Source organism: Streptomyces sp. NPDC041191 (assembly GCF_055591945.1).
Genome location: NZ_JBVIZC010000021.1, coordinates 1 through 22,450 on the forward strand (window position 1 = coordinate 1; position 22,450 = coordinate 22,450).

Sequence of the window (22,450 nt, forward strand, 5' to 3'; positions counted from 1 at the left end):
GAAGCTAAGCCTTTCAGCGCCGATGGTACTGCAGGGGGGACCCTGTGGGAGAGTAGGACACCGCCGAACAATTTTTAGCCTCAACCCCCGGACCACGTCCGGGGGTTGAGGCATTTCTGCGTTCCGGGCCGGACGGTACCCCTGTACGGAACGGCCGTCGGCCGGGGGTAAGGTCGGGGGGCAATGTCGGCACCATCCCAGCAGGAGGCCCCCGGGTGGAGGTCCAGGAGACTCGCGTTCAGACCGACCGGGTCCTCACCATCCCCAACATTCTCAGCATGGCGCGTCTCGTCGGCGTGCCGCTGTTTCTGTGGCTGATCCTCCGGCCCGAGTTCGGTGGCCCCAAGAGCGACGGATGGGCGCTTCTCGTGCTGGCGCTGAGCGGCGTCAGCGATTATCTCGACGGCAAGCTCGCCCGGCGCTGGAACCAGATCAGCAGTCTCGGCCGGCTGCTCGATCCGGCCGCCGACCGCCTGTACATCCTCTCCACTCTCGTCGGCCTCACCTGGCGGGAGATCCTGCCTCTCTGGCTCACCGCCGCCCTTCTGGCGCGCGAGGCCATGCTTCTCGTCATGGTGGGAATCCTGCGACGCCACGGTTACCCGCCGCCGCAGGTGAACTTCCTCGGAAAAGCTGCGACTTTCAACCTCATGTACGCGTTCCCGTTGCTGCTTCTCAGTGACGGAAACGGCTGGCTTTCGTCACTCGCTGAAGTTTTCGGGTGGGCCTTCGCCGGATGGGGTACAACTCTGTATTGGTGGGCAGGAATCCTCTACGTGGTCCAGGTCCGTCGACTCGTGAAGACGGATACCGAGGCCGATTGAGCCCGTCCCTCATGTGTCGAGCAGCGTCGCCGGCAACGACGAGGACGTCCGCGGGCGACTGAGCGGACAGGCGAAGTCGGCAGGACCGTCATCTCTTGAAGGAGGACGCTTCCGACATGAAGGCCGTCGTGATGGCCGGTGGCGAGGGAACACGTCTTCGCCCCATGACCTCGAGCATGCCCAAGCCTCTTCTGCCGGTGGTGAACCGGCCGATCATGGAGCACGTCCTACGACTGCTCAAGAGGCACGGTCTCAACGAGACCGTCGTCACCGTCCAGTTCCTCGCCTCCCTGGTCCGGAACTACTTCGGCGACGGCGAAGAGCTCGGAATGGAGCTGACGTATGCCAACGAGGAGAAGCCGCTCGGTACAGCGGGCAGTGTGAAGAACGCCGAGGAAGCGCTGAAGGACGACGCCTTCCTCGTCATCTCCGGGGACGCGCTCACGGATTTCGACCTCACGGATCTCATCGCCTTCCACAAGGAGAAGGGCGCTCTCGTCACGGTCTGCCTCACCCGAGTGCCGAACCCGCTGGAGTTCGGCATCACGATCGTCGACGAAGAGGGCAGGGTCGAGCGCTTCCTCGAGAAGCCCACCTGGGGCCAGGTCTTCTCCGACACCGTCAACACGGGCATCTACGTCATGGAGCCCGAGGTCTTCGACTACGTCCAGGCGGACACCTCGGTCGACTGGTCGGGTGACGTCTTCCCCCAGCTCATGAAGGAGGGCAAGCCGATCTACGGCTATGTCGCCGAGGGCTACTGGGAGGACGTCGGCACTCACGAGAGCTATGTGAAGGCGCAGGCGGACGTCCTGGAGGGCAAGGTCCAGGTCGACATCGACGGCTTCGAGATCTCGCCCGGCGTGTGGGTGGCCGAAGGCGCCGAGGTGCACCCCGACGCGGAGCTGCGGGGGCCGCTCTACATCGGTGACTACGCGAAGGTCGAGGCCGGCGCCGAGATCCGCGAGCACACCGTGGTGGGCTCCAACGTGGTCGTCAAGAGCGGTGCCTTCCTGCACAAGGCCGTCGTCCACGACAACGTCTACATCGGTCAGCAGAGCAATCTGCGCGGCTGTGTGATCGGCAAGAACACCGACATCATGCGGGCCGCCCGGATCGAGGACGGAGCCGTCATCGGGGACGAGTGCCTCGTCGGTGAAGAATCGATCGTGCAGGGCAACGTCCGGGTGTACCCGTTCAAGACGATCGAGGCCGGCGCCTTCGTCAACACCTCGGTCATCTGGGAGTCCCGCGGACAGGCCCACCTCTTCGGAGCACGCGGTGTCTCCGGCATCCTCAACGTGGAGATCACCCCGGAGCTGGCCGTACGCCTCGCGGGGGCGTACGCGACGACCCTGAAGAAGGGCGCGACCGTCACCACGGCCCGCGACCACTCCCGAGGCGCCCGCGCCCTGAAGCGGGCGGTGATCTCCGCGCTGCAGACCAGCGCCATCGACGTGCGGGACCTGGAGAACGTACCGCTGCCGGTGGCGCGGCAGCAGACCGCCCGGGGCAGCGCCGGCGGCATCATGATCCGGACCTCGCCCGGGGTGCCCGACTCCGTCGACATCATGTTCTTCGACGAGCGCGGAGCCGACCTCTCCCAGGGAGGGCAGCGCAAGCTGGACCGCGTGTTCGCGCGCCAGGAGTACCGCAGAGCCTTCCCCGGCGAGATCGGCGACCTCTCCTTCCCGGCGAGCGTCTTCGACTCGTACACCGGTTCGCTGCTGCGGAACGTCGACACCTCCGGGATCGCGGAGGCCGGCCTGAAGGTCGTCGTGGACGCCTCCAACGGCAGCGCCGGGCTCGTACTGCCCAGCCTGCTCGGACGGCTCCAGGTCGATTCGCTCACGATCAACCCCGGACTCGACGAGTCGCGGCCCACCGAGTCGCCCGAGAGCCGGCGGGCCGGTCTCGTACGGCTCGGGGAGATCGTCGCCTCGGCCAGGGCCGCGTTCGGCGTACGGTTCGACCCCGTCGGCGAGCGGCTGTCCCTCGTGGACGAGCGGGGGCGGATCATCGAGGACGACCGCGCGCTCCTGGTGATGCTGGACCTGGTGGCGGCCGAGCGCCGTTCCGGCCGGGTCGCGCTGCCCGTGACCACCACCCGGATCGCCGAACAGGTCGCCGCGTACCACGGCACCCAGGTCGAGTGGACGACCACCTCGCCCGACGACCTGACGAGGGTCGGCCGGGAGGAGGAGACCATCTTCGGCGGCGACGGACGCGGTGGCTTCATCGTGCCCGAGTTCAGCAGCGTCTTCGACGGCACCGCCGCGTTCGTGCGCCTGCTCGGCCTCGTGGCGCGGACCCAGCTCACGCTGAGCCAGATCGACGCCCGCATCCCGCGTGCGCACGTCCTGAAGAGGGACGTCGCCACCCCCTGGGCCGTCAAGGGCCTCGTGATGCGCCGGGTGGTGGAGGCGGCGGGCAACCGTTCCGTCGACACCACCGACGGCGTCCGGGTGGTCGAGGCCGACGGACGCTGGGTGATGGTGCTGCCCGACCCGGCGGAGGCCGTCACCCATCTGTGGGCGGAGGGCCCCGACGACACCTCCGCCCAGGCCCTGCTCGACGAGTGGGCCGAGGTGGTCGACAGCGCAGGTCGCTGACGGGGACGAGCCGTCCGGCGGGGAGGTGCCCGAGGGGCACCTCCCCACCGGACGGAGGGGCCATTCGGCGGTAGGCCGTACGACGTGCGACGATGTGCGGCATGTCGCAGCAGTCCCCCGTTCGGAGCACCGGTTCGCCTCCGCCGCGCCCGGACGCCTCCATGTCGCTGCTGAACAACGTCATCGACCACGCCCTCGACGACGGCTACGCCGAGGCCACCGCCCGGCGCGCCGCCGAGGGCGGGGGACTGCCCCGCAGCCTGCGGGCCAAGATCGGCCTGGCCGCCGGCCTGGCGCTCGCCGCCGCCGTGGTGACCGTCGGAGCCGCCGAGGCGCGCGTCTCCGCGCCGGTCGTCGCCAAGGAGCGGCAGGAGCTGATCGGCCGGATCGAGGCGGACACGTCGAGCGCCGACGAGCTGGCGCGGGACGTCGAGCGGATGCGGTCCGAGGTCGGGGAACGCCAGCAGCGGGCGTTGCAGCAGTACGGCGGTGACCAGGCCGAACTGGTGGCCCTGCTCTCGGGCGCCACGCCGGTCCGCGGTCCCGGGGTGCGGCTCGTCGTGGACGACGCCAAGGGGACCGATGCCGGTGGTGGCGGGCCCCGGGAGAGCAGCGGCTTCTCCGACACGGGCCGCGTCCGCGACCGGGACATGCAGCGCGTGGTCAACGGGCTGTGGGAGTCGGGCGCCGAGGCGGTCGCGATCAACGGGCAGCGGCTGACGTCGCTGTCCGCGATCAGGGCCGCCGGCGACGCCATACTGGTCGACAACAAGCCGCTGGTGCCGCCGTACACCGTCCTCGCGATCGGGGACGGGCAGCGGCTGAGCACCGCGTTCCAGGGCAGCGCCGACGGGCAGTACCTGCGCGCGCTGGTGGAGAACTTCGGAATCAGGAGCCGGATCTCGGCCGAGGGTGACGTGCGCCTGCCGGCCGCGCCCAGCCTGACCGTACGTACCGCAGAGCCGAGGAGGGCCGGGGCGACGCCTTCCGGCCGGGCCACGGCCGAGACAGGGAAGGGCACATCGTGATCGCCGTACTGGGGCTGATCGCCGGAGTGGTGGTCGGACTGTTGGTCCGTCCCGAGGTTCCGGCGGTGTTCGAGCCCTATCTCCCGATCGCCGTGGTCGCCGCTCTCGACGCGGTCTTCGGCGGGCTGCGGGCCATGCTCGACGGCATCTTCGTCGACAAGGTCTTCGTGGTCTCGTTCCTGTCCAACGTGGTGGTGGCCGCGCTGATCGTCTTCCTCGGCGACAAGCTGGGCGTGGGCGCGCAGCTGTCCACCGGCGTGGTCGTCGTCCTCGGCATCCGGATCTTCTCCAACGCGGCCGCCATCCGGCGTCACGTCTTCCGGGCGTGAGGCCGATGAGCGAGAACCCCGTGAACCCCGAGAGCCCGCAGAACCACCAGAACTCCGAAAACCACCGGAACCACCAGAATCCAGAGAAGTCCCAGAACCCCGAGAACGACCGGAGTTCCGAGGCCGGCGGGAGCACCGGGAGCCCCCGGGAGAACGGGACTTCCGGCGCCGTGGCCCCCCGGGGTTCCGGGAGCGGCGGTGCGCCCGGAGGGGACCGCGCCACGGACCGGCCCGTGCCGCCGGAATCCCCGGGCGGGAAGCCGGGGGCGGGCGGGGGACCGTCGAAGACCGGGCCGTCTCCCGCGCCCGGACGGCCTTCCGCACCCGAACCGTCCCGCGTTCCCCAGCCGTCTTCCGCACCCGAGGCGTCTTCCGCTCCCGGGCCGCCGGCCGTCCCCGGGGCACCTGCCGTCCCCGGGGCGCCGGCCCGGCCCGTCCGGGACGAGCAGGGCGGGCGGCGCCGGCTCGTCTCCGCGCTGTGGCCGCCGAGGGTGACCAGGGCTCAGCTCGTCGTCGCGCTGCTGCTGTTCGGCCTCGGCCTCGGTCTGGCCATCCAGGTCTCCTCGACCAGCGACAACAGTGCCCTGCGCGGCGCGCGCCAGGAGGACCTGGTGCGGATCCTCGACGAACTCGACGACCGCACGCAGCGCCTGGAGGACGAGAAGACCCGCCTGGAGAAGCAGCGGTCCGAGCTGGAGTCCAGCTCGGACCAGGCCGAGGAGGCGCGCAAGCAGACCCAGGAGAAGGAACGGCAGCTCGGCATCCTGGCCGGCACGGTCGCCGCCGAGGGACCCGGCATCACCCTGAGCGTCGGCGACCCCACCGGGGCGGTCGAGTCGGACATGCTGCTCGACGCCATCCAGGAGCTGCGCGCGGCGGGCGCCGAGGCCATCCAGGTCAACGGGGTCCGGGTGGTGGCGGACAGCTATTTCACCGGTGGCGGCGACGACATGCGCATCGATGGAACGAAGGTGACCGCTCCGTACGTCTTCAAGGTCATCGGCAAGCCCGAGGATCTCGAGCCCGCGCTCAACATCCCCGGCGGCGTCGTGCAGACCCTGGAGAAGGAGCAGGCCACGGCCACGGTGGAGCGGGCGGCGAAGATCGTCGTCGACGCCTTGCGACCGGCGAAGCGGCCTGACTACGCTCAGTCGTCCTCGCGGTGAGGAGGCGTGCGAGAAGGGTCCCGCGACAAGCGCGGGGCGTTGCGGGGGGTCGGCGCACCACAATGGTGGTGCTTGGTGGAAACTGTCCGGAGGATACGGACGTTGTGAAGGTGTCCGGGTCGGCAGGTGTGATGGATCTCGGTTCGTCCTGCCCCACGGGCGGGTCTGTTTCGGTCAAGGGGAATCGCCCGTGAAGTTGTTTGCGAAGTTGTTCGGCAAGAGCGGACGCGAGGACGGCGGCAACGCCCGGCACCGCGCGCCGCGCCACCAGAGCGAGGAGCAGGGGGAGGAGCGCCCGCTCTTCCGCGACGAGGTCGAGGGCCGGGGCGGTGACATTCCGGGCACACCGGGCGCGTCCTCTGTTGACCCCGCCGGGGCCGCCCGCATAGGTTTCGGAGAACCATCGACCTCGGGTACAGGTGGAGGGTTTTCCTCCGACCCGTACGCGACACAGACCTCGGCGGGGCAGCCGCGGCAGGAGGGTGCGTCCATGCCGGTCTGTACGAGGTGCGGTCACCGGAACGCGGCCGACAGCCGTTTCTGCTCCCACTGCGGTACGCCGCTGCGGGGCGGGGCCGTGCCCGAGCGCGCGTCGGAGACGACCTCCACGATCTCCATCTCGGGCCTGGAGGCCTACGACGCGGAGGTCACCGGCCAGACCGCGCTGCCCTCGCTCTCTCCCGAGACGCTGGCGGCCGTGGAGGCGCTGCCGCCGGGTTCCGCCCTGCTCGTGGCGCGCCGGGGGCCGAACTCCGGCAGCCGGTTCCTCCTCGACGGCGAGCTGACGACGGCCGGCCGTCATCCGCAGAGCGACATCTTCCTGGACGACGTCACGGTCTCCCGGCGCCACGTGGAGTTCCGGCGGGCGCAGGACGGCAGCTTCACCGTCTCCGACGTGGGCAGCCTCAACGGCACCTACGTCAACCGCGAGCCGATCGAGTCGGTCGTCCTGTCCAGCGGCGACGAGGTCCAGATCGGCAAGTACCGGCTGGTCTTCTATGCGAACCAGCGGGGCGTGTGACGCCTCGGAGAAGCCCCTTCAGGGAAGGTCCATGCTGCGAACACCGACGGGCGGTGCCGGATTCGGCGCCGCCGCCGAGGGCGACAGGCTGGTCAGCATCGGCACGGTGCTGAACCAGCTGCGCGACGAGTTTCCCGAAGTGACCATCTCCAAGATCCGGTTCCTGGAGGCCGAGGGGCTCGTCGAGCCCCGGCGGACGGCCTCCGGATACCGGAAGTTCAGCCCGCAGGACGTGGAGCGACTCGCCCAGATCCTGCGGATGCAGCGGGACCACTATCTCCCGCTGAAGGTCATCCGCGAGCACCTCGACGCCCTCGCCCGGGGGGAGCAGGTCCGGCTTCCGGCGCCCGGGCGCCGACGGGACCCCCTGGAGGGGCCCTGGGAGCAGGAGGCGGAGCCGCCGGCCGCCACGCGGCTCGACCGGGCCGAGCTGCTCGCCGCCGCCGAGGTGACCGAGGCCGAACTCGCCGAGTGGGAGTCGTACGGCCTGATCGCCGAGGCGCCGGGCGGGGGCTACGACGCCGAGACCGTCACCGTCGCGCGGCTCGTCGCGGATCTGGGGAGGTTCGGTCTGGAACCCCGGCACCTGCGGGCCGTCAAGGCGGGCGCCGACCGGGAGGCCGGGTTGATCGAACAGGTGGTCGCGCCGCTGCGCCGGCACCGGAACCCGCAGACCAGGGCCCATGCGGAGGCCACCGCCAAGGAGCTGGCCGCGCAGTCGGTACGGCTCCATGCGGCCCTGGTGCAGATCGCTCTGGGCATCCGCTCGCAGTGACCCGGGAGGGGCCCGACTATCCAAACCGGGCGGGCACGTCCTAGGGTTGCTGTGTGAACGAGCTCGACGTTGTGGGTGTCCGCGTGGAAATGCCCTCCAACCAGCCGATCGTGCTCCTGCGTGAAGTGGGAGGCGATCGGTTCCTCCCCATCTGGATCGGACCGGGTGAGGCGACGGCGATCGCCTTCGCCCAGCAAGGGATGACGCCTCCGCGACCGCTGACGCACGACCTCTTCAAGGACGTGCTGGAGGCCGTGGGGCAGGAACTCACCGAAGTCCGCATCACGGATCTGCGTGACGGGGTCTTCTACGCCGAACTGGTCTTCGCCAGCGGCGTCGAGGTGAGTGCGCGGCCGTCCGACGCGATAGCGCTGGCCCTCCGGACCGGTACGCCGATCTTCGGCAGCGACGGCGTCCTGGACGACGCCGGCATCGCGATCCCGGACGAGCAGGAGGACGAGGTGGAGAAGTTCCGCGAATTCCTCGATCAGATCTCGCCGGAGGACTTCGGGACCAACAGTCAGTGAGACCGGCCGCCGGTTACCGGCGGGACCGGTGACCGGGCGGTACGGCCGAAGGCCGTTCGCGGGGCGCTGTCAGAGCATTCGAGTAGCCTTTCCCCGAAGAGAGATACGGGAAACCACTCTCAGGGTGATTATCACTCGGCGTGCCGAGTGTGGCGATCGTTGACGCACCCCGAGTGACTGCCTACCTTCGTGTGGGCAGGTCAAGGACGGAGGGTCGGCGTGATGAGCAGCGCGGACGGTACGGCAGGCAGCTCCCTCGGACGGGTGTCCGGGGAGAGCGCTCCGTATCCGCTTCACGGCAGTGTGGGCGACTTCGGTACGGACGCCGGTGCGGGCGTGCCGGGCGTGCCGGGCGTGCCGGACGAAGGGGTCGGCTACCGCGGTCCCACGGCCTGTGCGGCCGCCGGGATCACCTACCGCCAACTGGACTACTGGGCACGCACCGGGCTCGTGGAGCCGAGCGTGCGGCCCGCGTACGGGTCGGGCACGCAGCGGCTCTACAGCTTCCGCGACGTCGTCGTCCTGAAGATCGTCAAGCGTTTCCTCGACACCGGGGTGGCCCTGCAGAACATCCGGGCCGCCGTGCAGCACCTGCGGGCCCGGGGCTTCCGCGACCTGGAGCGGATGACGCTCATGAGCGACGGGGCCACCGTCTACGAGTGCTCCTCGCCCGACGAGGTCGTGGACCTGCTCCAGGGCGGACAGGGCGTCTTCGGCATCGCCGTCGGGGTGGTCTGGCGGGACGTGGAGACGGCGCTGTCGCAGCTCCACGGGGAGCGGGTGGACACCGGCGAGACCCTCGTGGGACACAACCCGGGGGACGAGCTGGCCAGGCGGCGCAGGGACAGGGCGGTCTGAGACCGCGGCCCGCCGCGCTCCCGGGGCCGGTGGGGCGTTGTCAGTGGCGTAGGGCAGCATCGGACCCGTGAGAGCCGCGCCGACGATCCTGCACCTCGACATGGACGCGTTCTTCGCCGCGGCCGAGCAGGCGGCGAAGCCCAGCCTGCGCGGGAAGCCCGTGGTCGTCGGCGGTCTCGGACCCCGGGGAGTGGTGGCCACCGCGTCGTACGAGGCACGCCGCTTCGGGGTCCACTCCGCGATGCCGATGGGGCAGGCGCGACGGCTCGCGCCGAACGCGGCCTACCTCGTACCGCGCTTCTCCTTCTACCGGTCGATCAGCGAGCAGGTCATGGAGCTGCTCGGGCGCCTCTCCCCGCTCGTGGAGCCCCTCAGCCTCGACGAGGCGTTCGTGGACCTGGAGGCGGGGGGCGTCGCCGACGACCCCGCGAGCGCGCGGGCCGCGGGGGAGCGGCTGCGGGCCGACATCCTGGCGACGACGGGGCTGACGGGGTCGGTGGGGCTCGCCGCGTCCAAGATGATCGCGAAGATCGCCTCCGAGGAGGCGAAGCCGAACGGGCTCGTCCTCATCGAGCCCGGGACCGAGCGGGAGCTTCTGGGGCCGCGTTCCGTACGCATCCTCCCCGGCGTCGGGCCGGCGACCGGGGAGCACCTGCGCAGGGCCGGGATGACCACGGTCTCCGACCTCGCGGAGGCGGGCGAGGACGAACTCGTACGGCTCCTCGGCCGGGCGCACGGGGCCTCGCTGTACCGGATGGCGCAGGGGTACGACGACCGGGCCGTGGTGGCCGAGCGGGACGCCAAGTCCGTCTCGGTCGAGGACACCTTCGACGTGGACCTGCACGACCGGACGCGGATCCGGGCCGAGGTCGAGCGTCTCGCCGAGCGGTGCGTGGGGCGGCTGCGGGCGTCGGGCCACTCGGGGCGCACGATCGTCCTGAAGGTCCGGAGGTTCGACTTCTCGACGCTGACCCGGTCCGAGACGCTGCGGGGGCCGACGGACGCCCTCGGGGTCGTGCGGGAGGCCGCCGGGCGGCTGCTCGACGCGGTGGACACCACGGGGGGCGTGCGGCTGCTGGGGGTGGGGGTGAGCGGGCTCGCGGACTACACGCAGGAGGACCTGTTCGCCCAGGCGGAGGCGGCGGCGGAAGCGGCGGGGGAGAGGACCGCAGGGGAGGCGGACGGCGCGGCGCGGACGGACGGCGTGGCGGGGGCGGAGACCGCCGGGGCCGCCGGGCCGGTGGAACGCCACTGGACACCCGGGCACGACGTGCGGCACGCCGTGTACGGGGCCGGCTGGGTGCAGGGGAGCGGGATCGGGCGGGTCACGGTGCGGTTCGAGGAGCCGTGGTCGGCGCCGGGGCGGGTGCGGACGTTCGCCGTGGACGATCCGGAGCTGACGGCGGGGGAGGCGCTGCCGCTGGTGAGGCGGGGAACGCCGGTGGGCGGCGCCGTGCCGCCGGCGGTCGCGGGACACGGGGACGGGCCCGGTCCGGACCCCTTCCCGTCCCGCCCGTGACGGCCGGACGGGAAGGGAGGGAGGTCTCCCGGACGCCCGCGTCCCCGGTGGGTCCCGGACCGTCCCGCGGGGCGGCCGGACCGGGTCAGGCGCCTTCCTGGCCCGCCAGGTGTCCGAAGTCCTTGTCCGGGTGGTCCGCGGGGGAGGAGGGGAGGGCGAGGCCGTAGTGGCGGTAGAGCTGGAGTTCCTGTTCCGGCGAGAGGTGACGGCCCACGCCGAAGTCCGGGGCGTCCTTGATGAGGGCGCGTGCGAACGGGACGTGGAGGCCGTCGTCGAGCAGGTCGCTCGGCTCCAGGGGGACGAAGGCGTCCCGGCTGAACAGACCGGTGCGGACGGCGGCCCACTCCGGTACGCCGGTCGCGTCGTCCAGGTACACCTCGTCGACGGTCCCGATCTTGTTCCCGTCGCGGTCGAACGCCTTGCGGCCGATCAGGCTGCGCGGATCGATGTCGGTCTGCACGGTCCCTCCAAAGGGTCGCGGCTCCTCTACCCCCTACCAAAGGGCACATCCGGGATGTCGGCCACTTGAGCGAAGGGGGTCACCGTCGCGCTGGTAGGCTGGGCGTGGCTGTCGACCCCGTGCGGGAGAGTCCCCCGGAGAAACCTTCCGGTGGACGCCGAAGGAGCAAATCCTCCCCGGAATCTCTCAGGCCCCTGTACCGCGCGGACGAGGTCACTCTGGAAAGCAGAGCGGATGTCCGACGGCATGCGCTCTCACCGACGGTGAAAGCCGGCGTGCCGCGAGGCGTGCCGGTGAAACTCTCAGGTTGAGATGACAGAGGGGGAGGCCGTCCGGGCACCCGCGCCGTGGTGCCCCTCGCAGGTCGTGACGACCAGGAGGCCTCCGTACATGACCGCCAACCGCATTCCGCTCTCCGAACTCGAACAGGGCATCCCGTTCGAGCAGCGGCACATCGGGCCCGATGCCGAGGCCCGGGCCAAGATGCTCGCCCAGGTCGGTTACGGCTCGCTCGACGAGCTCACGGCCGCCGCGGTGCCGGACGTGATCAAGAACGCCGAGGCGCTGGGCCTGCCGGCCGCGCGCACCGAGGCCGAGGTCCTCGCCGAGCTGCGGACGCTCGCCGACCGCAACCAGGTCCTCGCCCCGATGATCGGCCTCGGCTACTACGGCACCTTCACCCCGCCGGTGATCCTGCGGAACGTGATGGAGAACCCCGCCTGGTACACGGCCTACACGCCGTACCAGCCGGAGATCTCCCAGGGCCGCCTGGAGGCCCTGCTGAACTTCCAGACGATGGTCGCCGACCTGACCGGTCTGCCCACCTCCGGCGCCTCCCTCCTGGACGAGGGCACCGCCGCCGCCGAGGCCATGGCCCTGTCCCGCCGCGTCGGCAAGGTCAAGAACGGCGTCTTCCTGGTCGACGCCGACGCCCTGCCGCAGACGATCGCCGTCATCGAGACCCGCGCCGAGCCGACCGGCGTCGAGGTCGTCGTCGCCGACCTGAGCGAGGGCATCCCCGCTGAGGCCGCCGAGCGCGGCGTCTTCGGCGTGCTCGTCCAGTACCCCGGTGCCTCCGGCGCCGTCCGCGACATCAAGCCGCTGATCGACGCGGCCCACGAGCTCGGCGCGATCGTCACCGTCGCCGCCGACCTCCTCGCGCTCACCCTGCTCACCTCGCCCGGCGAGCTGGGGGCCGACATCGCCGTCGGCACCACGCAGCGGTTCGGCGTCCCCATGGGCTTCGGCGGGCCGCACGCCGGCTACATGGCCGTCCAGGACAAGCACGCCCGCTCCCTGCCCGGCCGCCTCGTGGGCGTGTCCGTCGACGCCGACGGCAACCGCGCGTACCGCCTGGCGCTCCAGACCCGCGAGCAGCACATCCGCCGCGAGAAGGCCACCAGCAACATCTGCACCGCGCAGGTGCTGCTCGCCGTCATGGCCGGCATGTACGCCGTCTACCACGGCCCCGAGGGCCTCAAGGGCATCGCGCTCCGCACCCACCGGTACGCCGCGATCCTCGCCGCCGGCCTGCGCGCCGGGGGCGTCGAGCTCACCGGGGACGCCTTCTTCGACACCCTCACCGCCCGCGTCCCCGGCAGGGCCGACGAGGTCGTCGCCGCCGCCCGCGAGGCCGGTGTCAACCTCCACCGCGCCGACGCCGACCACGTCTCCGTCTCCTGCGACGAGACCACCGGCCGCGACCAGCTCGCCGCCGTCTGGGCCGCCTTCGGCGTCACCGCCGACGTCGAGTCCCTGGACGCCGTCACCGAGGACGCGCTGCCCGCCGGTCTGCTGCGCTCCGACGCGTACCTGACGCACCCGGTCTTCCACGCGCACCGCTCCGAGACCTCCATGCTGCGCTACCTGCGCCGGCTCGCCGACCGCGACTACGCGCTCGACCGCGGCATGATCCCGCTCGGCTCCTGCACGATGAAGCTGAACGCGACCACCGAGATGGAGCCGGTGACCTGGCCCGAGTTCGGCCAGATCCACCCCTTCGCCCCGGTCGAGCAGGCGCAGGGCTACCTCACGCTCATCACCGAGCTGGAGGAGCGCCTCGCCGAGGTCACCGGCTACGACAAGGTGTCGATCCAGCCCAACGCCGGTTCGCAGGGCGAGCTGGCCGGTCTGCTCGCCGTCCGCGCGTACCACCGGGCCAACGGCGACGAGCAGCGCACCGTCTGCCTCATCCCGTCCTCCGCGCACGGCACCAACGCCGCCTCCGCGGTGATGGCCGGCATGATGGTCGTCGTGGTGAGGACCGCCGACGACGGCGAGGTCGACATCGAGGACCTGCGGGCCAAGATCGCCCAGTACCGTGACGAGCTGTCCGTGCTGATGATCACCTACCCGTCGACGCACGGCGTCTTCGAGGAGCACGTCGCCGACATCTGCGCCGAGGTCCACGAGGCCGGCGGCCAGGTGTACGTCGACGGCGCCAACCTCAACGCCCTGGTCGGCCTGGCCAAGCCGGGGCACTTCGGCGGCGACGTCTCGCACCTGAACCTGCACAAGACCTTCTGCATCCCGCACGGCGGCGGCGGCCCCGGCGTCGGCCCGGTCGGCGTGCGCGCCCACCTCGCCCCGTACCTGCCGAACCACCCGCTCCAGCCCACCGCGGGTCCGGAGACCGGCGTCGGCCCGATCTCGGCCGCCCCGTGGGGCTCCGCCGGCATCCTGCCGATCTCGTGGTCGTACGTGCGCCTGATGGGCGGCGAGGGCCTCAAGCGGGCCACCCAGGTCGCGGTGCTCGCGGCGAACTACATCGCCAAGCGCCTGGAGCCGCACTTCCCGGTCCTCTACACCGGTCCGGCCGGCCTGGTCGCCCACGAGTGCATCGTGGACCTGCGCCCGCTGTCCAAGGAGACCGGCGTCACCGTCGACGACATCGCCAAGCGCCTCATCGACTACGGCTTCCACGCGCCGACGATGTCCTTCCCGGTGGCCGGCACGCTGATGATCGAGCCGACCGAGTCCGAGGACCTGACCGAGCTGGACCGCTTCTGCGACACGATGATCGCGATCCGGGCCGAGATCGAGAAGGTCGCCGCGGGCGAGTGGCCCGCGGACGACAACCCGCTGCGCAACGCCCCGCACACCGCGGCCGCCCTCGGCGGCGGGTGGGACCACCCGTACACCCGTGACGAGGCCGTCTTCCCGGCGGGCGTCTCGGCCGCCGACAAGTACTGGCCGCCGGTGCGCCGGATCGACGGCGCCTTCGGCGACCGCAACCTCGTCTGCTCCTGCCCGCCGCTGGACGCGTACGACAACTGAGGCCGGACGCCTTCGTGACGGGGGCCGGTCCGGAGGGTTCTCCTCCGGACCGGCCCCCGTCCTCCGTCCGGGCCCGTCAGGCGGCGGTCGTCACCCGGCCCGCCGCGAGGGGACGGTGCGGGGCGATGACCTGTCCGTCCGGCAGCAGTTCACCGGTGTCCTCGAAGAGCAGGACGCCGTTGCACAGCAGGCTCCAGCCCTGCTCCGGGTGGTGTGCCGTCAGTCGGGCCGCCTCCCGGTCGGCGGAGTCGGCGGTGGGACAGGCGGGCTGGTGCTGGCACATGGATGGGTTCTTTCGCTGCGTCGTGGTGGATGTCCTGCGGCTCTGCGCGCTCATGGCCGCCCCCGTCGGTCGGTTCGGTTCCGGTCCCAGTCTTGCTCCGGGGGCGGGCTTCCGCAGGCATTTCGCGGCAGCTCGTCCCCTCTCGGAGGGATGCGTCACCCGCAAGGGCGGTTCGGTCCAACCACCCCGTCCCTTCGGGTGGTTCGGGGTGGTCCGGGCGGGCTAGTCCGTACGGGAGGGGCGTTCGGGCGGCGCGTTCGGACGCCCGGCCCGGGCAGCGGCGCGCCCCGTGTCCCGGACGGGGCACGGGGCGGTGGCGTGCGGGGAAGGCTGGTTCAGGCGGGTGCCGGTGAGCCCAGGAGCGGCGGCGCGAGCCGCGTGCTGAGGACGGGCAGGAGGTCGGCGGCCGGGTAGGGGTGGTGGGCCGTGATCCCCGGCGGCGCGGGGGCCAGCGGCACCAGCAGGTCGGCGGCGGCCGGGGCGGCGGCGGTGTCGTCCGCCTCCGGGTCCGCCTGCAGCCAGAGGGTCAGCATGTAGAGCTCCGGTACGGAGAGCAGCCGCGGCCGGTACGCGACCGGGATCTTTTCGGCCTGCTGCAGGGCCCGTTCGGTGGAGGAGACGTACGGTCCCTCGAAGAAGTGCGAGAAGGACCAGCCGTCCGGAGTGGGCGCGGTGTCCGCGGCCGCGATCGTCCGGTCCCCGTTCCGGATCAGGAAGCGCCATCCGGCGAGCCGGGTGCGAGGCGGATGCCCCGGAGCTCCGGTGATGTCCAAGACGTGGACGGGCAGGGGGAGTTCGGGGCTCAGTGGTCCCTGCGCGACCCGCAGGGCGGGGGTTCGCGCCTCACGGACGACGGTCGGTGAGCCGAGCGCCGCGAGGACGCTGCGGAGGGCCGGCCCGGGGGCCGGGGAGGGTCGGAGCATGGTGGGTCGCCTCTCGCTCAGGAGACACGGTGACGCGTGGGCAGGTACGACGGCGCTGTCGGCGGCGGGGCCAGAGAGGGGCCGTGGGGCCATGACGCGGGGCCGTGATCGGGCGCCAACACTCTGCCTCGTCCGCGGAGTTTATACGACACGTGTTCACACAGTGTTTCCGCTAGACGTCCCCGTTATTCCTGGCAAGGCGTCATCAGGACTTCGTCGCGGGGCGGAGAAGCGGAATCAGGAGGACGATACCGCTCCCACCCGCGTATATCGCACGGGCTCGGTCGGCCGAATTTCGACCATGGCTTTCCAGGCAATATGACGTCGGTATATGACGATCATTCGTTGCCTGTGGAATGTGCCATTGGAGTGCTGCGTCCAGCCTATCGTCCGACAAGCCGGTCCCGCAGGCGTTGTGGATCAGCGGGGTGGGCATCATGGTCCGTGACGCGCGGCCGCCATGGTGGTCGCCCAGCCGGGGAAGGACACTTCGATGGGCGAGAAGGTCGTGGCCGACGGGTTCGGCCCGTCCGACCGACAGCACTACCGGAGAAAACTCCAGCAATGTCTGGCGGGACTCGCGAGGCTCCTGGCGGAGAAGAGGTTCGACCGCCCGCGCAATCTCATGGGCGTGGAGATCGAACTCAATCTCGCCGGGGCCGACGGGCTGCCCCGCATGCTCAACGGTCCGGTTCTCGAAAAGATCGCGAGCCCCGATTTCCAGACGGAACTCGGAATGTTCAACCTCGAAGTCAACATCGCCCCCCACCAGCTGGAGGGCCGCGTATTCGACCGGCTGGCGGAGGAGATCGGGGCCGGTATCGGATACGCCGACCGCATGGCGGCGGAACTCGACGCGGGCGTCGTCATGATCGGCGTGCTGCCCACGCTCGAACAGCACGACCTGGTGCCCGAGAACCTGTCGGACAACGACCGCTACGCGCTCCTCAACGACCAGATCCTCGCCGCCCGGGGCGAGGACCTCGTCCTCGACATCCACGGCGTCGAACACCTCCGGTGCACCTCGGAGTCGATCGTGCCCGAGGCGGCCTGCACCTCGGTCCAGCTCCATCTCCAGGTGACACCGGCCCGGTTCGCCGCCGTGTGGAACGCGGCGCAGGCCGTCTCCGGCGTGCAGATCGCGCTCGGCGCCAACGCGCCCTTCGTCTTCGGCCGCGAGCTGTGGCGGGAGTCCCGGCCGCCGCTCTTCCAGCAGGCCACCGACACCCGGCCGCCCGAGCTGCAGTCCCAGGGGGTCCGGCCGCGCACCTGGTTCGGGGAGCGGTGGGTCGACTCGGCCTACGACCTCTTCGAGGAGAACCTCCGCTACTTCCCCGCCCTCCTCCCCGTCCGGGAGGAGGAGGACCCGCTGCTCGTCCTCGACCGGGGAGGGGTGCCGGGCCTCCGGGAACTGGTCCTGCACAACGGCACGGTCTACCGCTGGAACCGGCCCGTGTACGGCGTGGTCGACGGGGTCCCGCACCTGCGCGTCGAGAACCGGGTCCTGCCGGCGGGACCGACCGTGACGGACGTGATCGCCAACGCGGCCTTCTACTACGGCCTCGTGCGCGCGCTCGCCGACGAACCCCGGCCCGTCTGGAAGCGGATGGCCTTCGAGGACGCCGAGGCCAACTTCGACACGGCCTGCCGCCACGGCATCGAGGCGGAGCTGCGCTGGCCCCGCCCGGGACGCGCGGGCGGCGTCGCGACCGTGCCGGCGGTACGGCTCGTCCTGGACGAGCTGCTGCCGCTCGCCGCGGCGGGACTCGACGCCTGGCGCATCGAGCCCGCCGACCGGGACTTCTACCTCGGCGTGATCGAACAGCGCTGCCTGCGGCGGGTGAACGGCGCTTCCTGGCAGGCCGACACCTTCCACCGGGCCCTGGAGGCGGGCCTCGACCGGCGGACGGCGCTCGCGGCGACGACCCGCCGCTACCGGACCCTCATGAGCGCGGGCGATCCGGTGCACACCTGGCCGGTCGGCATCGGCTGAGGCGGCCCCCTCCGCCTCCGACCCGGAGCCTCGCATGGGGGATCATGTCCCCACGGGTTCGGTCGTCCGGGGAAGTGGAGACAGACGTGGTGTCCGAGCAACGAGTGAGGGAAGCCTCCCCGTCCCCCGACGGGCCGGCGCCCCGGGTGCTGCGCTCCGAGACGCTGATCGTGCTCTCCCTCTCGCTCGGGGCGAGCGGCGTGTCGGCGCTCATCAGCTTCGTCGGCTCGCTCACCAGGCCCGGTGCGCTGAAGGAACAGGCGGCGACCCTCAACGGCTCGTACGCGCCGGGGCGGCCCTGGCTCGACCTGTCCTGGCAGCTCTTCGGCATCGCCACGGCGCTGGTGCCGGTCGTGCTCGTCGCCCACCTCCTGCTGCGGGAGGGCTCGGGCCTCCGGGCCATCGGTTTCGACCGGACCCGGCCGTGGCCCGACCTCGGGCGCGGGACGCTGGTCGCGGCGGGGATCGGGAGTGCCGGGCTCGCGTTCTACCTGGCGGCGAGGGCGTCCGGGTTCAACCTGACGGTGGTTCCCGAGTCGCTGCCGGACGTGTGGTGGAAGTACCCCGTGCTCATCCTGTCGGCGGTCCAGAACTCCGTCCTGGAGGAGGTGATCGTCGTCGGCTACCTGCTGCGCAGACTGGGGCAGCTGGGGTGGACCCCGACGGCGGCGCTCGTGGCCAGTTCGGTGCTGCGCGGCTCGTACCACCTCTACCAGGGGATCGGCGGTTTCCTCGGCAACGTGGTGATGGGCGTGGTCTTCGTCCTGCTGTACCGCCGCTGGGGCCGGGTCGGACCGCTGGTCGTGGCGCACGCGCTGCTCGACATCGTGGCCTTCGTCGGGTACGGGCTGCTCGCGGGGAAGGTGGGCTGGCTGCCGACCGCGTGACGGGCGCGACGGGAGGGGCGCACGGGTTCTCCGTGCGCCCCTCCCGTCGTCTGCGCGGGGGTCAGGCGCGCAGATCCCCCTCGATGACGGTGACGGCGTGGCCGTTCAGGAAGGTGCGGTCGCCGCGCAGGCGGGTGCGGACGAGCCCGGTGCGGGCGCCGCCCTGGAAGCCGGTCAGGTCGTCGCGTCCGAACCGGGCCGACCAGAGGGGGGCGAGCGCGGTGTGGGCGCTGCCGGTCACCGGGTCCTCGTCGATGCCCACGGCGGGGAAGAAGCCGCGCGAGACGAAGTCGTAGCCGTTGTCCGGGCGTTCGGCGGCGGCGGTCGCGATGACGCCGCGCGAGGACACGCGGCGCAGGCCGGCGAAGTCGGGGGTGAGGGAGCGCACGGTGGTCTCGTCGCGCAGTTCGACGACGAGGTCGCCGATGTGGGCTCCCGTGTCGTGGACGGCGACGGCCTCGGCGCCGAGCGCCTCCTCCAGGCCCTCCGGGACGGGGACCGGGACGAGGGGGGAGGTCGGGAAGTCCATCGTGATCGTGCCGTCGTCCTCGGCGGTGGCGCCGAGGACGCCGCAGCGGGCCGCGAAGCGGACGGTGCCGGTCGCGGCGCCGGTGGTGTGCAGGACGTGGGCCGTGGCCAGCGTGGCGTGGCCGCACATGTCGACCTCGGTGGCCGGGGTGAACCAGCGCAGGGCCCAGTCGGCCTCGCTCCCGGCGGGCAGCGGATGGGCGAAGGCGGTCTCGGAGAGGTTGACCTCGGCGGCGACCTTCCGGAGCCAGTCGTCCTCCGGGAAGGAGTCGAGCAGGAGGACCCCCGCGGGGTTGCCGGAGAAGGGCCGGTCGGTGAAGGCGTCGACGATTCGGATGCGCATGGGGGCGACGGTACCGGGGCCGGATTTCCGCGGGCCAAGGCCAATCGCGGAGAACTGGACCGTACGTACGACCCCGTGCGGGGCCGCAGGCCGCGCGGCGGTCCGGCTCCGGCTGCGCCCGGACGGCGCCCGGTGGCCGGGAAGGGCCCGTCGTGGGGTTCCCTCTTGCTCGACGAGTGTTGCCGATATATCGTTGAAGCATCGCGATGGTTCGAAGAAGTAATGCCGACGGAAGGAGTGTCGCGATGCGTTCCCATGGACACGCGTACGGAGACGGACACGGGGCCGGCCGCGGAGGCCGCGGACGCGGCCCCGGGGGCCGGGGGGACTTCGACGGGCGGCGCGCCGCGTTCGGGCCCTTCGGGCCCGGGTTCGGCGGCGGGCCGTTCGGGGGCGGCCCCTTCGGAGGGCGCGGTCGCGGCGGCGGCCGGGGACGGGCGCGCCGCGGTGACGTGCGGGCTTCGATCCTGGCGCTCCTGAAGGACCGCCCGATGCACGGCTACGAGATGATCCGGGAGATCGGCGAGCGCAGCGACGGGGCCTGGAGGCCCAGCCCCGGCTCGGTCTACCCCACCCTCCAGCTGCTCGAGGACGAGGGGCTGATCACCAGCGCGAGCGAGGGCGGCAAGAAGCTGTTCGCGCTCACCGACACCGGTCGCGCCGAGGCCGAGGACGGGCCCGAGGCTCCCTGGGAGGAGGCCGGACGCGGAGTGGACTGGGAGGCCGTGAACGAGATCCGGCAGGCCGGCTTCGGGCTGATGGAGGCGGTCGGGCAGGTCTGGAAGACCGGCAGCGCCGAACAGCGGCAGAAGGCGGTCGCCGTGATCAACGAGGCCCGCAAGAAGCTGTACCTGATCCTGGCCGACGAACACTGAGGCCGGGAGGGGGCCCGTGACGATCCCGGTTCCGGCGGTCGCCACGGGCCCCCTCCGCGCGTCCGCCGGGCGTTCAGTGCCGGTGGGCCGTCAGTTCCGCGGCGGCCGGGCCCGCGCCGCCGCCGACCCACCGGATCTCGGCCGTGTCGAAACTGTCGGAGGCGCGCGGGGCCCCGTCCTCCTCGTGGCAGTGGAACGCGGCCCAGAACAGATCGGCCGGCAGCGCCCCCCGGGGTGCGTACACCCGGTACACGTACTGCCGTCCGTCGAGCGCGAGCAGACCCACCGTCCAGAACACGTCCGTAGGACGAGCGGGGAGGGGGTCCTGGTTGCGGCGGGACGCGGGGCAAGGCGGCGCGCCCGCCCGGGGACGGAAAACACGATCTCATCCGCAAGGAGGAGGAACCGCGCGTCCGTGCCCCACTCCGGTGGGACGCGGACATGCTCCTCCCCGGCGATGACCCGGACGCCGGAGTCTGATGAGGTGGGAGCGTGCACCGTCCCGTCCCCCGCCCTCCGTCGCCCGTCGCCCCGCGCGCGGAGCTCACGTCCTTCCTGACGCCGTCGCTCGCCGCGGTCGTCACGGGCGCGCGGCGCAGGGCCCTCCGGGGCGGGGACCGTCAGGTCGACACCGCGCACCTGCTGCACTCGCTGGTCGAGTCCGACCCCGGGGCCGCCGCCGCGCTCGGAGGGGACGACCGGCTCGCCCGCGTCCTCGGCTACCTCGTCCAGCGGTCCATCGGCTACGGCCTGCGCTGGCAGCGCTCCGTCGAGGACACGGGGACCGGCCGCCCGCTCCCCGCGCCGCGCGGGGACGAACCCCGGCAGCCCCGTACCTCCGGCTGGTCGCCGGCCGCGACCGCAGCCCTGGAGGGCGCCTTCCGGCGGGCCGCCGAGCGCGGCGCGCCCCGGGCCGGGAGCGCCGACCTGCTCGCCGTCGTCGCCGCCGATCCCGGGAGCCGGGCCGCCGAGGTGCTGCGCCGCGCCGGGGTCGATCCCGACGCCCTGGCCGCCCGTGCCGACGCCCCGGGCTCCGTCGGCGGCGCCTCCGGCGAGATCTGCCATGAGGGGCCGCCCCCACAGGTGCGACGGGGGTTACACCCCTGACGGGGGCCTGCCATCATGGCCCCATGCACGCGTCTCAGGTGAGAAGCGCCGGCCTGGGGCTCGCCCTCGTGTCGGCCTTCGCGTTCGGCGGTTCGGGAGTGGCGGCCAAGCCGCTCATCGAGGCGGGGCTCGACCCGCTCCACGTGGTGTGGCTCCGGGTCGCCGGCGCCGCGCTCGTGATGCTTCCGGTGGCCTGGCGCCACCGGCACCTCCTGCGCCGCCGTCCCGCCCTCCTCGCGGGCTTCGGGCTGCTCGCCGTCGCCGGGGTCCAGGCCTTCTACTTCGCCTCGATCTCCCGGATCCCCGTCGGCGTCGCCCTCCTCGTGGAGTACCTCGCCCCGGCCCTCGTCCTCGGCTGGGTCCGCTTCGTCCAGCGCCGGCCGGTCACCCGCGCCGCCGCCTTCGGCGTCGTCCTCGCCGTCGGCGGCCTCGCCTGCGTCGTCCAGGTCTGGTCCGGCCTGCGCTTCGACCTCGTCGGGCTGCTCCTGGCGCTCGCCGCCGCCTGCTGCCAGGTCGGCTACTTCGTCCTCTCCGACCAGGGCGGCGACGGGGCCGAGCGGGCCGACCCGGTCGGGGTGATCGCGTACGGGCTGCTCGTCGGTGCCCTCGTCCTCACCGTCGTGTCCCGGCCGTGGGGCATGGACTGGACGGTCCTGGGCGGTCACGTCCGCATGGACGACGTCGCCGTGCCCGCCTGGCTGCTGCTCGGCTGGATCGTCCTGATCGCCACCGTCCTCGCCTACGTCACCGGGGTCGTCTCGGTGCGCCGACTCTCTCCGCAGGTGGCGGGCGTCGTGGCCTGCCTGGAGGCGGTCGTCGCGACCGTCCTCGCCTGGATCCTGCTCGGCGAGCACCTGGGCGCGCCGCAGATCGCCGGTGGCGCGATGGTCCTGGTCGGCGCCTTCATCGCCCAGTCCTCGACCCCGAAGGCGCCGCCGGCCGTACCCGTGGCCGGATCGGGCGACGGGAGCGCGGGGGAGGCCGGGTCGCCCGGAGTCGCCGGCGGGACGGCCCGGACGGAGCCGGGGGACCGGGGCACGGAGCTGCCCACCGGGCGGAGCGCGCCGTAGGACTTCCCGGCCGGTGGGGGCGGGTCCCGTATACCCGGCGCGTGCC

General features: G+C 72.1%; 21 protein-coding genes, 1 rRNA gene and 1 riboswitch. Of the genes, 17 read left to right on the forward strand and 5 right to left on the reverse strand.

All coding sequences use genetic code 11. The annotated features are described in order from the left end of the window. From rrf to ACZ6AQ_RS28395, 11 genes are all read left to right on the forward strand, one after another. A 5S ribosomal RNA gene (gene rrf / locus ACZ6AQ_RS28345) occupies positions 1–69 on the forward strand; the annotation flags it as partial. A gap of 146 nt (positions 70–215) precedes the next feature. After that, positions 216–824, forward strand: a complete 609-nt coding sequence (locus ACZ6AQ_RS28350) for a CDP-alcohol phosphatidyltransferase family protein (RefSeq protein WP_388692456.1) — start codon at positions 216–218, stop codon at positions 822–824. A 116-nt stretch (positions 825–940) separates the two neighbouring features. Next, positions 941–3,436 carry a sugar phosphate nucleotidyltransferase gene (locus tag ACZ6AQ_RS28355; protein ID WP_468763602.1) on the forward strand — a complete coding sequence of 832 codons (2,496 nt, stop codon included), beginning with the start codon at positions 941–943 and terminating at the stop codon, positions 3,434–3,436. 101 nt (positions 3,437–3,537) lie between these two features. After that, positions 3,538–4,464, forward strand: a complete 927-nt coding sequence (locus ACZ6AQ_RS28360) for a DUF881 domain-containing protein (protein WP_468763567.1) — start codon at positions 3,538–3,540, stop codon at positions 4,462–4,464. Next, the gene (locus ACZ6AQ_RS28365; protein WP_388692450.1) at positions 4,461–4,793 is read left to right on the forward strand and encodes a small basic family protein; all 333 of its coding nucleotides are present in this window, start codon (positions 4,461–4,463) and stop codon (positions 4,791–4,793) included. Before ACZ6AQ_RS28360 ends, ACZ6AQ_RS28365 begins: the two co-directional genes overlap by 4 nt. Positions 4,794–5,026: 233 nt before the next feature. Next, on the forward strand, positions 5,027–5,959 hold the full coding sequence (locus tag ACZ6AQ_RS28370) for a DUF881 domain-containing protein (RefSeq protein ID WP_468763569.1): 933 nt from the start codon (positions 5,027–5,029) through the stop codon (positions 5,957–5,959). Between the two features lie 82 nt (positions 5,960–6,041). Continuing rightward, positions 6,042–6,980: an FHA domain-containing protein gene (locus tag ACZ6AQ_RS28375; RefSeq protein ID WP_468763603.1), complete on the forward strand. Its 939-nt coding sequence runs from the start codon at positions 6,042–6,044 to the stop codon at positions 6,978–6,980. Between the two features lie 31 nt (positions 6,981–7,011). Next, positions 7,012–7,755 (forward strand): transcriptional regulator FtsR, encoded by a 744-nt coding sequence (ftsR, locus tag ACZ6AQ_RS28380; protein ID WP_468763571.1) that lies wholly within the window; start codon positions 7,012–7,014, stop codon positions 7,753–7,755. A gap of 53 nt (positions 7,756–7,808) precedes the next feature. Next, positions 7,809–8,282 carry a bifunctional nuclease family protein gene (locus ACZ6AQ_RS28385; RefSeq protein ID WP_388692447.1) on the forward strand — a complete coding sequence of 158 codons (474 nt, stop codon included), beginning with the start codon at positions 7,809–7,811 and terminating at the stop codon, positions 8,280–8,282. Between the two features lie 222 nt (positions 8,283–8,504). After that, positions 8,505–9,140: a MerR family transcriptional regulator gene (locus ACZ6AQ_RS28390; protein ID WP_468763572.1), complete on the forward strand. Its 636-nt coding sequence runs from the start codon at positions 8,505–8,507 to the stop codon at positions 9,138–9,140. 67 nt (positions 9,141–9,207) lie between these two features. Beyond that, positions 9,208–10,659 carry a DNA polymerase IV gene (locus ACZ6AQ_RS28395; RefSeq protein WP_468763574.1) on the forward strand — a complete coding sequence of 484 codons (1,452 nt, stop codon included), beginning with the start codon at positions 9,208–9,210 and terminating at the stop codon, positions 10,657–10,659. 85 nt (positions 10,660–10,744) lie between these two features. Here the strand turns inward: ACZ6AQ_RS28395 and ACZ6AQ_RS28400 are convergent, their stop codons facing one another. Next, positions 10,745–11,119 (reverse strand): PRC-barrel domain-containing protein, encoded by a 375-nt coding sequence (locus ACZ6AQ_RS28400; protein ID WP_388692442.1) that lies wholly within the window; start codon positions 11,117–11,119, stop codon positions 10,745–10,747. A gap of 112 nt (positions 11,120–11,231) precedes the next feature. After that, positions 11,232–11,331: riboswitch (glycine riboswitch) on the forward strand. A 178-nt stretch (positions 11,332–11,509) separates the two neighbouring features. On the opposite strand from ACZ6AQ_RS28400, the gene gcvP reads away from it, so the two are divergent. Continuing rightward, the gene (gene gcvP, locus ACZ6AQ_RS28405) at positions 11,510–14,395 is read left to right on the forward strand and encodes an aminomethyl-transferring glycine dehydrogenase (protein WP_468763576.1); all 2,886 of its coding nucleotides are present in this window, start codon (positions 11,510–11,512) and stop codon (positions 14,393–14,395) included. 76 nt (positions 14,396–14,471) lie between these two features. On the opposite strand, the gene ACZ6AQ_RS28410 is transcribed toward gcvP, so the two are convergent. Both ACZ6AQ_RS28410 and ACZ6AQ_RS28415 read right to left on the reverse strand, forming a co-directional pair. After that, a complete protein-coding gene (locus tag ACZ6AQ_RS28410) occupies positions 14,472–14,678 on the reverse strand; it encodes a DUF5999 family protein (protein ID WP_468763578.1) in 207 nt (68 codons plus the stop codon). Positions 14,679–15,013: 335 nt separating this feature from the next. Next, positions 15,014–15,601, reverse strand: coding sequence for a hypothetical protein (locus ACZ6AQ_RS28415; RefSeq protein ID WP_468763580.1), 588 nt, complete (start codon positions 15,599–15,601; stop codon positions 15,014–15,016). Between the two features lie 493 nt (positions 15,602–16,094). Between ACZ6AQ_RS28415 and ACZ6AQ_RS28420 the strand changes: the two genes are divergently transcribed. Then, on the forward strand, positions 16,095–17,594 hold the full coding sequence (locus ACZ6AQ_RS28420) for a glutamate-cysteine ligase family protein (protein ID WP_468763582.1): 1,500 nt from the start codon (positions 16,095–16,097) through the stop codon (positions 17,592–17,594). An 89-nt stretch (positions 17,595–17,683) separates the two neighbouring features. After that, positions 17,684–18,481 carry a CPBP family intramembrane glutamic endopeptidase gene (locus ACZ6AQ_RS28425; RefSeq protein WP_388692434.1) on the forward strand — a complete coding sequence of 266 codons (798 nt, stop codon included), beginning with the start codon at positions 17,684–17,686 and terminating at the stop codon, positions 18,479–18,481. A 61-nt stretch (positions 18,482–18,542) separates the two neighbouring features. Here the strand turns inward: ACZ6AQ_RS28425 and ACZ6AQ_RS28430 are convergent, their stop codons facing one another. Beyond that, positions 18,543–19,352, reverse strand: coding sequence for a PhzF family phenazine biosynthesis protein (locus ACZ6AQ_RS28430; protein ID WP_468763584.1), 810 nt, complete (start codon positions 19,350–19,352; stop codon positions 18,543–18,545). A gap of 245 nt (positions 19,353–19,597) precedes the next feature. Here ACZ6AQ_RS28430 and ACZ6AQ_RS28435 point away from each other — a divergent pair, with 245 nt between their 5' ends. Beyond that, positions 19,598–20,227, forward strand: a complete 630-nt coding sequence (locus tag ACZ6AQ_RS28435; RefSeq protein WP_468763585.1) for a PadR family transcriptional regulator — start codon at positions 19,598–19,600, stop codon at positions 20,225–20,227. 73 nt (positions 20,228–20,300) lie between these two features. Here ACZ6AQ_RS28435 and ACZ6AQ_RS28440 read toward each other — a convergent pair whose 3' ends face one another. Next, positions 20,301–20,525, reverse strand: coding sequence for a hypothetical protein (locus ACZ6AQ_RS28440; protein ID WP_388692428.1), 225 nt, complete (start codon positions 20,523–20,525; stop codon positions 20,301–20,303). A gap of 194 nt (positions 20,526–20,719) precedes the next feature. Here ACZ6AQ_RS28440 and ACZ6AQ_RS28445 point away from each other — a divergent pair, with 194 nt between their 5' ends. After that, on the forward strand, positions 20,720–21,334 hold the full coding sequence (locus ACZ6AQ_RS28445; RefSeq protein ID WP_468763587.1) for a Clp protease N-terminal domain-containing protein: 615 nt from the start codon (positions 20,720–20,722) through the stop codon (positions 21,332–21,334). A 23-nt stretch (positions 21,335–21,357) separates the two neighbouring features. Next, positions 21,358–22,404 carry an EamA family transporter gene (locus tag ACZ6AQ_RS28450; RefSeq protein ID WP_468763588.1) on the forward strand — a complete coding sequence of 349 codons (1,047 nt, stop codon included), beginning with the start codon at positions 21,358–21,360 and terminating at the stop codon, positions 22,402–22,404. Positions 22,405–22,450: the final 46 nt, after the last annotated feature.